The sequence below is a fragment of the Cobetia sp. PS-4MA genome (genome assembly GCF_057670765.1).
This window is the reverse complement of record NZ_CM173107.1, coordinates 2,481,708-2,494,820: the sequence shown is the minus strand read 5'-3', so window position 1 is coordinate 2,494,820 and position 13,113 is coordinate 2,481,708. Positions and strand designations below refer to the sequence as shown.

Genomic DNA, 13,113 nt, shown 5'->3' with positions numbered 1-13,113 from the left:
CCCATCTCATGCGACATGGCTGGGCGGGCGCACCAATTGGCAGCATCTGTCTGCTCGCCTCCGTTCGCGAATGACTGAAGGCGCGCCAATCTGGTGCGAGGGTGTCGCCGCGGTGATGTTCACTCTCGCCGTGCAGGCGTGTCAGTCATGCAGGCACGCCTTGCAGCGTGGGATCTGCAGGCATGTGCAGGACCAAAGAGGGACCTGAAGAAATTGGCGTGATTCCTGCAAAACGACTGAGATGAAATGACATCTGTCAGTGCAAGGAATCACCCATGAGTCGCGAATACCGTTACACCCTGGGCAGTCAGGTCCATCGCTTCGCCAGTCTGGCCGAGCTGATGGCCAAGGCGACCCCCGCCCGCTCCGGAGATCGCCTTGCTGGCGTGATCGCGGAAACCGCCGAGGAGCGAGTGATCGCTCAGCTGTGTCTGGCCGAATTGCCCCTCAAGACCTTCCTGAACGACGTGCTGATTCCCTACGAACAGGACGACATCACCCGCCTGATCATCGATGAGCATGATCCGGTAGCCTTCCTGCCGATTGCCCATCTCACCGTCGGCGACTTCCGCAACTGGCTGCTGAGTGATCTCGCGACGCCCGCGGTACTGGCGCAGGTGCGTGCCGGCATCACCCCGGAAATGGCTGCGGCGGTCAGCAAGCTGATGCGCAATCAGGACCTGATTCTGGTCGCGAAGAAGTGTGAGGTGGTCACGGCCTTTCGCAATACCATCGGCAAGAGCGGCCATCTCTCCACGCGCCTGCAGCCCAACCATCCCACCGATGATGTCACCGGCATCGCTGCCAGCATTCTCGATGGCCTGCTCTACGGCAACGGCGACGCCGTGATCGGCATCAATCCGGCCACCGACAACGTGGCCCAGAGCATCAAGCTGATGCGTCTGATGGATGAGGTGATCCAGAAATACGAAATCCCCACCCAGTCCTGCGTGCTCACCCACGTCACCAACACCATTGAATGCATCGAGCAGGGCGCCCCGGTGGATCTTGTCTTCCAGTCCATCGGCGGCACCCAGGCCACCAACGAGAGCTTCGGCGTCGAGCTTTCCGTGCTGGCGGAGGCCCAGCAGGCCGCGCTGTCGCTCAAGCGCGGCACGGTGGGCGACAACGTGATGTATTTCGAGACCGGCCAGGGCAGTGCGCTGTCCGCCGATGCCCATCACGGCCTGGACCAGCAGACCTGCGAGGCGCGCGCCTATGCGGTGGCCCGCAAGTACTCGCCGTTGCTGGTGAACACCGTGGTCGGCTTCATCGGCCCCGAGTATCTGTTCAATGGCAAGGAGATCATCCGCGCCGGCCTCGAGGACCACTTCTGCGGCAAGCTGCTGGGCCTGCCGATGGGCTGCGACATCTGCTACACCAATCATGCCGATGCCGACCAGAACGACATGGATACCCTGCTGACGCTACTCGGGGTGGCCGGCTGCAACTTCATCATGGGCATCCCCGGCTCCGATGACATCATGCTCAACTATCAGACCACCTCCTTCCACGATGCTCTCTATGCCCGGCGGGTGCTGGGCCTGGGCCCGGCGCCGGAATTCGCCGCCTGGCTCGAGGAGATGCAGATCTTCACCGATGTCGCCCAGCAGAAGCTGCCCGCTGACATGCCATCCTGCTTTGCCGATTCCCTGCGTCAGGTGTCCGGAGGTGAGGCATGAGCCACGACTCCTCCCCCAGTGATGCGTCATCCGCGGCTCGCGAGGGCCAGCAGGGAACGGCTGTCAGCGAATCGCCCGCCATCGTCACGCCCAATGCCTGGCAGTTGCTGGGGCAGTTCACGGATGCGCGCATCGGCCTGGGCCGCGCCGGCATCAGCCTGCCGACCCAGCGCTCGCTGGAATTCCAGCTGGCGCATGCCCGCGCGCAGGACGCCGTCCATCTGCCGCTGGAGATTCCCCGACTGATCGAGGATCTCAATCAGCTGCCCGCCCTCGAGAACGCCCCGGACCTCCAGCGCCTGCACAGTCGCGCCGTGGATCGCACCACCTATCTGCAACGCCCCGACTACGGTCGGCGTCTTGATGAGGCCTCGTGTGAGCAATTGTCCAGCCTCGCACCGGAGCCTGCGGATCTGGCCATCGTGATCGTCGATGGGCTCTCGTCTCTGGCGGTCCAGAACAACGCCGCGCCCTTCATCGCGGCATTGCTGGAAACGCTTGCCGAGGATGGCCCGGATGCCTGGACGCTGACACCCATCAGCGTGGTGGAGCAGGGACGGGTCGCGATCGGCGATGAAGTCGGTGAACTGCTCAAGGCGCGGGCGGTGCTGGTGATGGTCGGCGAGCGCCCCGGTCTCAGTTCTCCGGACAGCCTCGGCCTCTATCTCACCTGGCAGCCGCGCGTCGGCCTCAGTGATGCCAGTCGCAACTGCATCTCCAACGTGCGCCCGGCAGGGCTTGACTTCGCCATGGCTGCCCAGCGTCTGCATTACCTGCTGCGCGAGGCCCGCAAGCTCGGCCTCACCGGGGTGGGGCTCAAGGACAGAAGTGGTGACAACTCGCTGGAGAGCGGGGGCGGTATCCAGAACTTCCTGCTGTCCTGACGGGATGGCAGCGCATCAGCGGGAATCTCCCGATCCAACAATGACAATGCTTGACGGAAACTAGGCGGCACCATGACTCGCGACACGAATCACGACATGAATCACGACACCAACGAGCAGGACTATCTGGCCAGACGGCAGTTGAAGAAGGGCACGGCGGGCTGGATTCTGCTGGCGGGACTCGGGGTCTCCTATGTGATCTCCGGTGATTTCGCCGGCTGGAATTTCGGTATCGCGGAGGCGGGCTGGGGCGGCTTCGCGATCGCGGCGCTACTGATGGGCATCATGTATCTGGCGCTGGTGCTGTCGCTGGCGGAAATGTCAGCGGCGATACCGGCCGCCGGCGGCGGTTACAGCTTCGCGCGCCAGGCCATGGGCCCGGCTGGCGGCTATCTCACCGGCCTTGCGGTATTGATCGAATATGCGCTGGCACCCGCAGCCATCGTCATCTTCATCGGTAGCGCGGTGGAGTCGCTGCTGGGCATCAATGGTCCGATCATCTACGCCATCTTCTACCTGGTATTCATCGGCATTCACCTGGCGGGTGTTGGCGAGGCGCTCAAGGTGATGATGGTGATCAGTGGTCTGGCGGTGTTCGCGATCATCGCCACCGCGGTGGCGCTGATCGGTGACTTCGACAGCAGTCGCCTGTTCGACATCGCGCCGACGGATGCCTGGGGTGCCAGCGATTTCATGCCCAATGGCTGGTATGGCATCTGGGCCGCGCTGCCCTTCGGCATGTGGCTGTTCCTGGCCGTGGAAGGGGTACCGCTGGCGGCAGAGGAATCGCGCAATCCGGCTCGTGATGTCCCGCGTGGCATCATCGGCGCCATGCTGTTTCTGATGTTCACCGCCGTGCTCGTCGTCTTCCTGCTGGCCGGTGCCGCCGGTGCCGAGGCGATCGGCAGCAGTGCCGTGCCGTTGGTGGATGCGCTGAACGCGACCGGCAGCGAAGGGCTGGCGACGCTGGTCAACGTGCTGGCACTGGCTGGACTGGTGGCCTCGTTCTTCTCGATCATCTACGGCTACAGCCGTCTGGTGTTCGCGCTGTCACGGGCCGGCTATCTGCCCAAGACGCTGTCGCTGACCAGCAAGCGCAAGGCGCCGACCTGGGCGCTGGTGGTGCCGGGCGTCTTCGGTTTCCTGGTCTCGCTGACCGGTGAAGGCGATCTGATCCTGGGCATGGCGGTGGTGGGGGCGACCGTCTCCTACGCACTGATGGCCGCCAGCCATATCCTGCTGCGCCTGCGCCAGCCGCAGATGGCGCGTCCCTATCGCACGCCGGGTGGCATCGTGACCTCCTCCATCGCGCTGGTGCTGTCGCTGATCGCGCTGACCGGGGTCTATGCCTTTGACCCGCGCGCCTTCAACTACACTCTGGTGCTGTTCGTGGTGGGCATCGCCTACTACGCCATCTTCAGCCGCCATCAGCTGGTGGCGAAGACCGCCGAGGAAGAGTTCGCGCTGGTGGCCAGTGCCGAGAGTGATCTCGCGGCCAGCTGATCCGCTCAGGCAGACCCTTTAGCAAAGACGACAACGCCCGCCATGGCTGACCATGGCGGGCGTTGTCGTCTCTAGCTGATGGGCAGGATCAGATCAGAAAGGATACTGCGCCAGAAATTGCTGCGCGGCAGCGGCGGGGTCTTCGGCACAACACAGCGCCGAGACCACGGCGAGGCCGTCAGTGCCGCTGCTCATGACGTCTCCCGCATTGGTCAGCGAGATACCGCCGATGGCCACCGTCGGCAGCGGGCTTGAGCGCACCAGCTGGGTGAGTCCTTCGGTGCCCAGCGGTGCGGCGTGATCGGGCTTGGTCGCGGTGGCATAGACCGGGCCGAGGCCGAGGTAGTCGATGCGCTCGACATCGACGGCCTTGAGCTGCTCAAGCGTCTGGACCGACAGGCCGATCAAGGCGTCCTCGCCCAGACGGCGACGCGCCTCGACCGGGTCGCCATCGCTCTGGCCGATGTGCAGGCCATCGGCGCCACTGGCCAGCGCGACCTCGATGCGGTCATTGATGATCAGCGGCACCTCGTACTCGTCCAGCAGCGTCTTGAGGCGGATGGCCTGGGCGATCATCTCCTCGTCGCTGGCGTGCTTGTCGCGCAGCTGCACGACACTGACGCCGCCGCGCACGGCGGCCATCACGGTGGCTTCCAGGCCGCGCTCGGCGCACAGCGCGGGGTCGGTGACCAGGTAAAGGGATAGATCAAGTGACATCGGTCAGCTCCAGGCGAGAGGCAAGCAGGGTGGAATCGGCGTCGAGAGTATACAGGGCATCCAGGAAGCGTGGCACGAAGCTGCCTGGGCCCTCTACTGACTGGCCCGCCGTCTCACCGGCCTCGGCGTAACAGGCCAGCGCGGCGGCGGTGGCCTGCAAGGTGTCGTCATGTCCGTCGAGTGAGGCGGCGAGGAAGGCGGCGACCACGCTGCTCAGTGCGCAGCCCATGGCGGTGACGCGGCCCATCAGCGCATGGCCGCCCTGAATCGTGATTTTCCGCTGGCCATCGGTGACGACATCGACGTGGCCGGTCATCGCCACCACGCAGTTCTGCGTGCGCGCCAGGGCGACGGCGGCCCGGCTGGCGCGCTCCAGCGCATCCTCACTGTCATCGCCGCTGTCCACGCCACGGCCCTGATTCATCTCGCCGGCCAGCGCCAGCACCTCCGAGGCATTGGCACGTATCACGCTGGGGCGATATTCCAGCAGCGCGCGGCACGCGTACTGGCGCAGGCTGGAGGCGCCGATGCCGACGGGGTCCAGCACCCAGGGTTTGCCATCGCGGTGGGCGCACATCGCCGCCAGCTGCATGGCCTCGATCCAGCTGGGCGACAGGGTGCCGATATTGATCGACAGCGCCGCACTGATGGCGGAGATCTCCTGGATCTCCTGCTGCGCATGCGCCATCAGCGGCGAGGCCCCGATGGCCAGCAGGGTATTGGCGGTCGGGGTCATGGCGACATGGTTGGTGATGTTGTGCACCAGCGGCGTGCTCTGGCGCAGACGGCGCAACGCGTTGCCGGGGGAGTGGGATGGCAATGTCATCATGGAAGCTCGTGGTGAAAGACAGGGAAGACGCTGTGAGTCGAGGGTAAGAGCTTGCGCTGCAAGGTCAAGCGACGACCGTCGTGAGCGTGTGGCTGACCCGGTAGTCATCGAAAGTCGCGCAAAGGGTAATAAATAACATCATGGTTCTATAAACCTTGACGACAAGTCCATAAGATACAGGGCCTTACGGTCTTTTGTGTACGAGTCATCAGTCAAGGGTCATGCAGTGATACGCACAGGTCATCGCGGCAGCGTCAGCAATTCGAGCAGCAGTCACTCAAATATCGCTAGCAACAGCAGTACGAGTAGCATCAGCAAGAACACGCGCGGCCGGCAGCCCTCTGATGGCTCTCGGCTTGAGCGGATTGTCAGGCGGGTGGTGACGGCGCTGGCAGTCCCCGTGCTGTTGGGCGCTGCGGCCACCAGTCAGGCGAATGCGGTGATTGCCAGCTGGAATCTGAAGCATGCCGGCTGGAACAACGGCAAGCATCTCGAGCAGGTCGCGGCGGTGGCCAGCCACATGGATCTGATCGGCCTGCAGGAGGTGATGAAGGAGGAGGTCGTCAGCGAGCTCGAGCAGCAGCTGGAGGCCCTGACCGGCGACGAGTGGGACAGCCTGGTCAGCCATGCGGTGGGGCACAGCACCTATACCGAGCGTTATGCCTATCTGTATCGCGACAAGACGATCGCCTATCAGGGCGGGGCTACCGTCTATCTCGATCCCGAGGATGTGTTCTCGCGCGAGCCGCTGCTCGCCACCTTCGTCGAGAAGGACACTGGGCGGGCCTTCAGCGCCGCCAACGTGCACATCGTCTATGGCGACAGCAAGGCGGATCGCTCGCCGGAAATCCGCGCGCTGGCCGATATCTATGACCTGATGAAGGAAATCTCGCCCGGCACCCCGGCGATCATCATGGGCGACTTCAACATGGCACCGTCCGAGCCTGCGTGGGGAGATCTGCGTACCCTCGGCCTGCGCCCGCTGATCACCGAAGGCGCAACGACACTCTCCAAGACCGATGGCCGCTATGCCTCGCTCTACGACAACATCTGGTATGTGCCGAGCGAATGGCCCAAGGCCAATGGCGATGTGTTCCGCTTCCCGGACTATCTGGGCATCAGTCATGAGACAGCGCGTGCCGATGTCTCGGACCACGCCCCGATCTATCTGTCGGTGACCGGCGAGACACTGGCGTTGCTGCCGCTGGAGGGTGGTCAGCCGCAGGCAGCCGGGGCAGAGGTCGCCTCCCGCAGGGCGTCAAAGACCTCCAGCTCGGCGAGTCAGACCTGCATCGACCTCAACACCGCCAATGCCGACCAGCTGGATCAGCTGCCCAATATCGGGCCGGCGCGTGCCGCAGACATCATCCGTCAGCGTCCATGGAGTTCCAGCGGCCAGCTGACCCGTATCAGCGGTATCGGCCAGGGCACGCTCAGCGAGATCGTCGCCAGTGGCTTGCTGTGCAGCTGAGCTTTTTTCAGAACTGGCCTGTTCTGAACTGTTCAGGCCTTAGCCTGAAGGGGCATCGGCCCCGGTCACACGGAAATGACGAAGCCAGCCATCACGCAATCCAGGTGATGGCTGGCGTCGTCGTCTTGAGGCTGGTGGCAGTTTACCCGGTGCCGCCTGAGGTCAGCTCAGATACTTCTCGAACCAGGCAAGGGTTCTGTCCCAGGCGAGCTTGGCGGCCTGTTCGTCATAGCGTGGGGTCGAGTCGTTGTGGAAGCCGTGGTGGGTGCCGGGGTAGAGATAGGCCTCGTAGACCTTGTCGTGTTCCTTCAGCGCGGCTTCATAGGCGGGCCAGCCGGCATTGACGCGCTCGTCATGCTCGGCGTAATGCAAGAGCAGCGGGGCCTGGATGGCCGCGACTTCCTCGGCGCGTGGCTGGCGGCCGTAGAAGGGCACGGCGCAGGCCAGTTCCGGGTAGGCGACGGCGGCTGCATTGGAGACGCCCCCGCCGTAGCAGAAGCCGGTGATGCCGATCTTGCCGGTGGTGCGATTCTCGGCCATCAGGTATTCGATGGCGGCAAAGAAGTCGTTCATCAGCTTTTCCGGGTCTACCTGTGCCTGCAGCTCCTTGCCCCTGGGGTCGTTGCCGGGATAGCCGCCCACCGAACTGAGGCCATCCGGCGCCAGCGCGACATAGCCGGCCTTGGCCACACGCCGCGCCACATCCTCGATATAGGGATTCAGGCCACGGTTCTCGTGCACCACCACCACGCCGGGCAACGGCCCGCTGGCATTGGCCGGTGTCACTCGATAGGCGCGCACCTCGCCGTGGCCTTCGGGAGAGGGGTAGGTGATGTACTCGGCCACGATGTCGGGGTCGGTGAACTCGACCTGTGAGGCCAGCGCGTAGTTCGGGCTTAGGCTGGCCAGTATCGAGGTGGCCGTCATGCCCGCGACGGCAAAGGCTGCCGCGCGATCCAGAAACTGGCGGCGGGTGATCTGGCCATGCACATAGCCGTCATACAGCTCCAGCAACTCGGGGGCAAAATCCTTTGCGGTCAGGCGGGTCATGTCAGACTCCTGTGATCAAGGGAATTCTGAACATAGCAACCCTGAGGTGACGCCACCATGTCAGCGCGAGTCTTTTTGTCGGATAGGCGAAGGGAGGCTGAATTCGGCATTCTTCCTGTACTACGCTCACCAGAGCGGTGGCCAATCGCTTGAGGCAAGCGGCGGGTGAGCGGTGAGCCGCCTGAGAAGCGTGCTCAAGACGTCTGACGTGGAGGCCAGCATGACAGAGGCGGAGTATCAGAGATTGCGCTGGAGAAGCATCGCGCTCACCAATGCCCAGTTGGTGTCGGCCGGTCTGGCGGTGGTGAATCTGTTTCGCGGCGATTTCGCCTCGGTGGTGGTGCTCGTCGGGGTCTGCTGGGTGCTTGGCTGGTTCAAGCCACGCTGGGATGTCTAGCGCCGATGGCGGGCCTATCGCGCCAGTTGCGGATGGATATTCATGAAAGTGGAACGTATTGTATGGAAAATTGATGTTTGATGGCGGATGATGGCGGAGCAGGCCGAGAGATTGCTCTGACTTGCCTTCATTTCCGTGCCATCGCCATGGCGCGGTGCACGACGTTTCTCAAGGAGGCCACATGTCCAGGACACGCATGGTGACCCAGTTCGGTATGGGCACTTCCATTCGCAGCCAGAACTACACCGAGGCGGCGGCCCGCGGGATTCGTGATGCCCTGTGGCACAACTCCCTGAATGTGGCGGATGCCTTCGGCTTTCCCAAGGAGGCGATGCTGATCGAGGTCGAGATCGGCGTGCAGCAGCCCGACAAGGTCGACAGTGACGCCCTGCTGGGGATCTTTCCCTATGGCCAGCCCAGCGTGAAGGTGGTCAAGGGCGGGTTAGACGTGACCAAGCCGGATGGCAGCGGGGTGAGCGTGATCGCCAATGTCGCCCTCATCGTGTCGTTTGACATGCTGGCGAGCGGTACCGACATGCCGGAGCACCCTCAGGCTTCGCGACAGACCCGCCATCCGTCAGGAGGTCAGGCATGAGCGAGCAGCGCATCATTCTCGAGATGGGCACCGGCAATGACCTCTACGGAGAGGACTACACCAAGGCCGCCTGCCGCGCAGTGCAGGATGCCCTGCATCATTCCTCCATCGTGCTGTTTCAGTCCCTGGGCATCGACCATCGTCAGATGCGTGTCGAGGTCACCATCGGCGTACAGACACCGGAGGCCGTGGATGTGGATGTCGTGACACGCGAGTTGCCACGCGGGCGCGCCGAGGTCACGGTGGTGCACGGTGGGCTGAATGTGCATGATGAGGCCAATGGCCAGACCCATGTCATCGCCTCGGCCGCCATCGCGGCAATGCTGGAGATCGAGCACGACGACTGGCAGCTGTGCCCGCCATCGTCTGGATAGTCCGGAGTGTCCAGGCAGGCCGTATCGCCTGCATCGCCTGTCTGCAAGGGCACGCAAGACAAGACGCCCCATCTGTCACTGACAGATGGGGCGTCTTGTCTTGCCGGCTAGCCGGCCGTCGCGTCCGGGAGCGAGTCCCTTTGATCAGGAGGCGTCCCGAGTAGTGACGTGGGTGATCACCGACATGCCGATGCGCACCTTGTCGAAGTCGGGTTGATCGGGGTCAAACGCGATCTTGACCGGCATGCGCTGGGTGATCTTGGTGAAGTTGCCGGTGGCGTTCTCGCTGGCCACTGCCGAGAAGGCGTTGCTGGAGGCCGGTGCGATGCTCTCGACATGACCATGGAAGGTCTTGCCCGGCAGGCTGTCCAGCGTCATCTCTACCGGCTGGCCCGGCGCCATCTCGGCCATCTGGGTCTCGAGATAGTTGGCGACCACGTAGGCTTCCTTGTGTGGCACGATGGCCAGCAGCGAGGAGCCCGGCTGCACGTAGGCACCGACACGCAATGAGCGCTGAGTGACGATGCCATCCTTGGGGGCGCGGATGGTGGTGTAATCGACGTTCAGCGCTGCCTGCTCAAGCGTGGCGCGCGAGCGCTCGACCTCGGCGCGGGCCTCGACGCGTTGAGCCTGCAGGACACCGATCTGTTTCTCGGCCGAGCGCTGAGCGGCCTGATACTGCACGAGTCGTGCCTCCCAGATGCCCTGTTCCTCATCGGCCTTTTCCTTGTCCTGCTGGGAGGCGGCATTGGTCATGCGCAGGCTGCGATAGCGTTTGGCATCATTGCGTGCGTAACGCAGTGACGCCTCGGTCGCCTTCACTTCGGCGAGGGCTTGCTGGACCACCGCGCGCTGACGTTCGATGTTGGCGTCCAGATCTCCTACCGCCGCCTGACTGGCGGCGAGATCCGCCTGGGCGGAATGCAGGGAGGCCTGGTAATCACGGTCGTCCAGCGTGGCCAGTATCTGCCCCTCGTGAACCACCTGGTTGTCTTCCACCCGTACCGTGTCGATCTGGCCGGCCACCCGTGGGGTGACCATCACGCTATCGGCACGCACGTAGGCGTTGTTGGTGGCCTCGCGGCCATCGTGACCCTTCCAGTAGAGCGCTGCATAGAGAATCAGCAGCAGCAGGGCCAGTCCGCTCAGCAGCAGAGTCGTGCGTGTCTTGTTCATGGCAGTATCGTGTTCTCGCTTTTCAGGTCGCAGGAGAGTGGGTGTGCTGGCGGGCGGCAGGTGCCGGTTGCGGCGGGTAGGCGCGCACCGGCAACACCATGACCAGCACCAGCAGGGCCACCACGAAGGGAATGATGGCGAGGTAGGCATCCGCGTAGCTCATCACCGCGGCCTGCTCGGAGAGGCGCGTGGCGATATCGCGCGCGGCGTCCAGCGGGATGAGGCCGGCGGGCTGATTGCCCTGCAGGCCCAGCGCCTCGCTCAGACGGGTCGAATGCAGGGCATCACGCTGGACGATGAAGCTGCCATAGACGGTGGCGGCCACCACCGTGAACAGCGCCCGCAGCGAGTTGACCATCGCGGTGGCGAAGGGGCCGTCCAGCGGACTGATGGCGCCGGTGGCATTCATCAAGAGCGGCACGACCACCATCGGTTGGCCCAGGGTATTGAGCACCTCGATGAGCAGGAAGTTGTCACGGTTCCAGTCGCTGGTGAGCTGCGAGCCCAGCAGGCAGCTGATCAGGATCAACACCAGGCCCGTGGCCATCACATAGCGGCTGTCGACGTTCCTGCGATTGATCAGTGTCGCCACCAGCGGTGCCAGCACGAGCTGCGGCAGAGCCATGGTCAGCATCACCGGGAACAGCTGCATGGGGCGATAGCCCTGTACCTCGCCCAGGAAGGCGGCGGGAATGGTGCCGGCGGCCAGGGTCAGGAACATGAAGGTACACAGGGTAAGAATGCCGAAGGCGAAGTTGCGATGGGCCAGGAGCTGCAGCTTGTAGAGCGGCAACGGGTGGAACCATTCATGGATCAGGAAGGCAGCGAAGGCCAGTCCGCCCGTGCCCAGCAGGGCGATGATCACGGGGGAGTTGCCCCAGTCGAGACGCTCGCCCTGGGTCATGCCGGCCACCAGAGCACAGAGACCGGTGACGCCAAGCAGGGCGCCGAGCCAGTCGAACTGCTTGAGGCGCTCCAGCTTGAGCGGGTCCTGTGGCAGTCCCCAGGACACCAGCGCCGCCGCGATGAGACACATCGGCGCGGTTTCCCAGAACACCAGATTCCAGTCGCCCAGGTCGCCATAGAGCGCGGCCAGCGGTGCCGACAGATAAGGGCCGAAGGTGGCCGTCATCGCATAGGCCGACAGGCCATAGAGCTTGCTGTGCCACGGCAGAAAGCGCAGCGCCGACATCATCAGCAGCGGCAGGATGCTGCCGGATGCCAGCCCCTGGGCAACGCGCAGCCCCGCCATCAACGGGAAGCTGTCGGCCAGTGGCACCAGAAGCGAGAACACTGCCAGTGACAGGCAGGCACCGATGGCGAAGCGGCGCAGGCTGAAGGTGACGGCCAACCAGCCGGCCAGCAGCATCATCGAGACTTCAGCGGCGCTGTAGAGGGTGGTCAGCCAACTGCCTTCATCATGGGAAAAGCCGAAATGACCGATCACATCCGTCAGCACCGTCTGAGTGACTCGCTCGCCGACACCGGACATCAGCGAGGCGAGCAGGATACCCACGAGGCCGAGAGCGATTCGTAGATTGAAGGGTTGAGCAGCAGCCACTGGCAGGTTCTCGCGTCTGACGGAAAGGGCAGGAAGATATCGCGGTGGGTGTTTCGTTATGCGGTACACTGTACCATTCAGTGGTTTTGTTGAACAAGTAGTTAGCTTGTTAAGGAGATGTGACTTGACCACACGTGAAGGCGGTGGCGTACAGGTCGTGGCCAGGGTCGCGGCGATTCTCAAGAGCCTGGAAGGCAATGAGCGGGGCATGAGTCTGGGGGAGATCGCGCAGCGCAGTGAGCTGCCGCGTTCCACCGTCAAACGGCTGGTGGACGCGCTGGCGCAGGAGGATCTGCTGGAGATTCATGGGCATGGCGGTATCCGGCTGGGGTCTGCCTTGATGCGACTGGCGCGGCATAGCCAGCTCGACATCACCACGCACGCCAAGTCATTTCTGGAAGCCTTGAGTGTCACCATCGAGGAGACGGTGGTGCTCTGCAGCCTGAGCGGCAACGAGTTGCTGATACTGCATTCCGTATTGTCCCCGCAGCCCCTGCGGGTATCGCCGATGGCCGGCAACTTCCTCTCTCTGCACGCGACGTCCAGTGGCAAGGTCCTGCTGGCACACCTGCAGGACGCGCAGGTCAAGCACTTGCTGGGAACCGCGCTCACGGCCTACACGGACAAGACCGCGAACATGCCCGAGCTGCTCGAGCAGCTGGCGGAGATTCGTCGCTGCGGATACGCATACGACGCCGGTGAGCACACTCGCGGGGTCGCGGCCATCGCCATGGGGCTCGAGACCAGTCAGGGGCATTACGCCATCTCGGTTCTGGGCCCGGAATGGCGCATTGCCAGCCGGCATGCCGAGATCAAGACGGCCCTCGGCCAGACCCGTGACGAGATGCTCAAGACGTTCCGGTCACTGGAGTGA

General features: G+C 63.7%; 13 protein-coding genes. 8 read left to right on the top strand and 5 right to left on the bottom strand.

Annotated features, from left to right (window positions below; genetic code table 11):
- Nucleotides 1-275 precede the first annotated feature (275 nt).
- The 3 genes from AC26AR_RS10555 to eat all read left to right on the top strand — a co-directional run bounded on the left by AC26AR_RS10555 (nt 276) and on the right by eat (nt 4,069).
- Nucleotides 276-1,682, top strand: a complete 1,407-nt coding sequence (locus AC26AR_RS10555) for an ethanolamine ammonia-lyase subunit EutB (RefSeq protein ID WP_271303283.1) — start codon at nt 276-278, stop codon at nt 1,680-1,682.
- Nucleotides 1,679-2,566: an ethanolamine ammonia-lyase subunit EutC gene (gene eutC / locus AC26AR_RS10550; protein WP_488106991.1), complete on the top strand. Its 888-nt coding sequence runs from the start codon at nt 1,679-1,681 to the stop codon at nt 2,564-2,566. The genes AC26AR_RS10555 and eutC overlap by 4 nt, the downstream gene beginning before the upstream one ends.
- A 96-nt stretch (nt 2,567-2,662) precedes the next feature.
- Nucleotides 2,663-4,069: an ethanolamine permease gene (gene eat / locus AC26AR_RS10545; protein WP_141392052.1), complete on the top strand. Its 1,407-nt coding sequence runs from the start codon at nt 2,663-2,665 to the stop codon at nt 4,067-4,069.
- A gap of 93 nt (nt 4,070-4,162) precedes the next feature.
- On the opposite strand, the gene thiE is transcribed toward eat, so the two are convergent.
- Nucleotides 4,163-4,786, bottom strand: coding sequence for a thiamine phosphate synthase (gene thiE / locus AC26AR_RS10540; RefSeq protein WP_488106990.1), 624 nt, complete (start codon nt 4,784-4,786; stop codon nt 4,163-4,165).
- Nucleotides 4,776-5,615 (bottom strand): hydroxyethylthiazole kinase, encoded by an 840-nt coding sequence (thiM, locus tag AC26AR_RS10535; RefSeq protein WP_488106989.1) that lies wholly within the window; start codon nt 5,613-5,615, stop codon nt 4,776-4,778. Before thiM ends, thiE begins: the two co-directional genes overlap by 11 nt.
- A gap of 379 nt (nt 5,616-5,994) precedes the next feature.
- Here thiM and AC26AR_RS10530 point away from each other — a divergent pair, with 379 nt between their 5' ends.
- Nucleotides 5,995-7,086 (top strand): endonuclease/exonuclease/phosphatase family protein, encoded by a 1,092-nt coding sequence (locus AC26AR_RS10530; protein WP_488106988.1) that lies wholly within the window; start codon nt 5,995-5,997, stop codon nt 7,084-7,086.
- 162 nt (nt 7,087-7,248) lie between these two features.
- Here AC26AR_RS10530 and yghX read toward each other — a convergent pair whose 3' ends face one another.
- On the bottom strand, nt 7,249-8,136 hold the full coding sequence (gene yghX, locus AC26AR_RS10525) for a YghX family hydrolase (RefSeq protein WP_141392026.1): 888 nt from the start codon (nt 8,134-8,136) through the stop codon (nt 7,249-7,251).
- Between the two features lie 220 nt (nt 8,137-8,356).
- Here yghX and AC26AR_RS10520 point away from each other — a divergent pair, with 220 nt between their 5' ends.
- The 3 genes from AC26AR_RS10520 (at nt 8,357) to AC26AR_RS10510 (ending at nt 9,502) form a co-directional block, all read left to right on the top strand.
- Nucleotides 8,357-8,533 carry a hypothetical protein gene (locus AC26AR_RS10520; protein ID WP_157109441.1) on the top strand — a complete coding sequence of 59 codons (177 nt, stop codon included), beginning with the start codon at nt 8,357-8,359 and terminating at the stop codon, nt 8,531-8,533.
- Between the two features lie 181 nt (nt 8,534-8,714).
- Nucleotides 8,715-9,128: a Lin0512 family protein gene (locus AC26AR_RS10515; RefSeq protein ID WP_077374004.1), complete on the top strand. Its 414-nt coding sequence runs from the start codon at nt 8,715-8,717 to the stop codon at nt 9,126-9,128.
- Nucleotides 9,125-9,502 (top strand): Lin0512 family protein, encoded by a 378-nt coding sequence (locus tag AC26AR_RS10510; protein ID WP_176504033.1) that lies wholly within the window; start codon nt 9,125-9,127, stop codon nt 9,500-9,502. Before AC26AR_RS10515 ends, AC26AR_RS10510 begins: the two co-directional genes overlap by 4 nt.
- A gap of 144 nt (nt 9,503-9,646) precedes the next feature.
- Here the strand turns inward: AC26AR_RS10510 and AC26AR_RS10505 are convergent, their stop codons facing one another.
- Both AC26AR_RS10505 and AC26AR_RS10500 read right to left on the bottom strand, forming a co-directional pair.
- Nucleotides 9,647-10,678, bottom strand: coding sequence for an HlyD family secretion protein (locus AC26AR_RS10505; RefSeq protein ID WP_084208260.1), 1,032 nt, complete (start codon nt 10,676-10,678; stop codon nt 9,647-9,649).
- Between the two features lie 22 nt (nt 10,679-10,700).
- On the bottom strand, nt 10,701-12,239 hold the full coding sequence (locus AC26AR_RS10500) for an MFS transporter (protein WP_488106987.1): 1,539 nt from the start codon (nt 12,237-12,239) through the stop codon (nt 10,701-10,703).
- A gap of 124 nt (nt 12,240-12,363) precedes the next feature.
- Here AC26AR_RS10500 and AC26AR_RS10495 point away from each other — a divergent pair, with 124 nt between their 5' ends.
- Nucleotides 12,364-13,113 carry an IclR family transcriptional regulator gene (locus tag AC26AR_RS10495; protein WP_488106986.1) on the top strand — a complete coding sequence of 250 codons (750 nt, stop codon included), beginning with the start codon at nt 12,364-12,366 and terminating at the stop codon, nt 13,111-13,113.

Coding starts and splice junctions, on each gene's coding strand:
- AC26AR_RS10555 (WP_271303283.1), top strand. CDS start 276: ATGAGTCGCGAATACCGTTACACCCTGGGCAGTCAGGTCCATCGCTTC.
- eutC (WP_488106991.1), top strand. CDS start 1,679: ATGAGCCACGACTCCTCCCCCAGTGATGCGTCATCCGCGGCTCGCGAG.
- eat (WP_141392052.1), top strand. CDS start 2,663: ATGAATCACGACACCAACGAGCAGGACTATCTGGCCAGACGGCAGTTG.
- thiE (WP_488106990.1), bottom strand. CDS start 4,786: ATGTCACTTGATCTATCCCTTTACCTGGTCACCGACCCCGCGCTGTGC.
- thiM (WP_488106989.1), bottom strand. CDS start 5,615: ATGATGACATTGCCATCCCACTCCCCCGGCAACGCGTTGCGCCGTCTG.
- yghX (WP_141392026.1), bottom strand. CDS start 8,136: ATGACCCGCCTGACCGCAAAGGATTTTGCCCCCGAGTTGCTGGAGCTG.
- AC26AR_RS10520 (WP_157109441.1), top strand. CDS start 8,357: ATGACAGAGGCGGAGTATCAGAGATTGCGCTGGAGAAGCATCGCGCTC.
- AC26AR_RS10515 (WP_077374004.1), top strand. CDS start 8,715: ATGTCCAGGACACGCATGGTGACCCAGTTCGGTATGGGCACTTCCATT.
- AC26AR_RS10510 (WP_176504033.1), top strand. CDS start 9,125: ATGAGCGAGCAGCGCATCATTCTCGAGATGGGCACCGGCAATGACCTC.
- AC26AR_RS10505 (WP_084208260.1), bottom strand. CDS start 10,678: ATGAACAAGACACGCACGACTCTGCTGCTGAGCGGACTGGCCCTGCTG.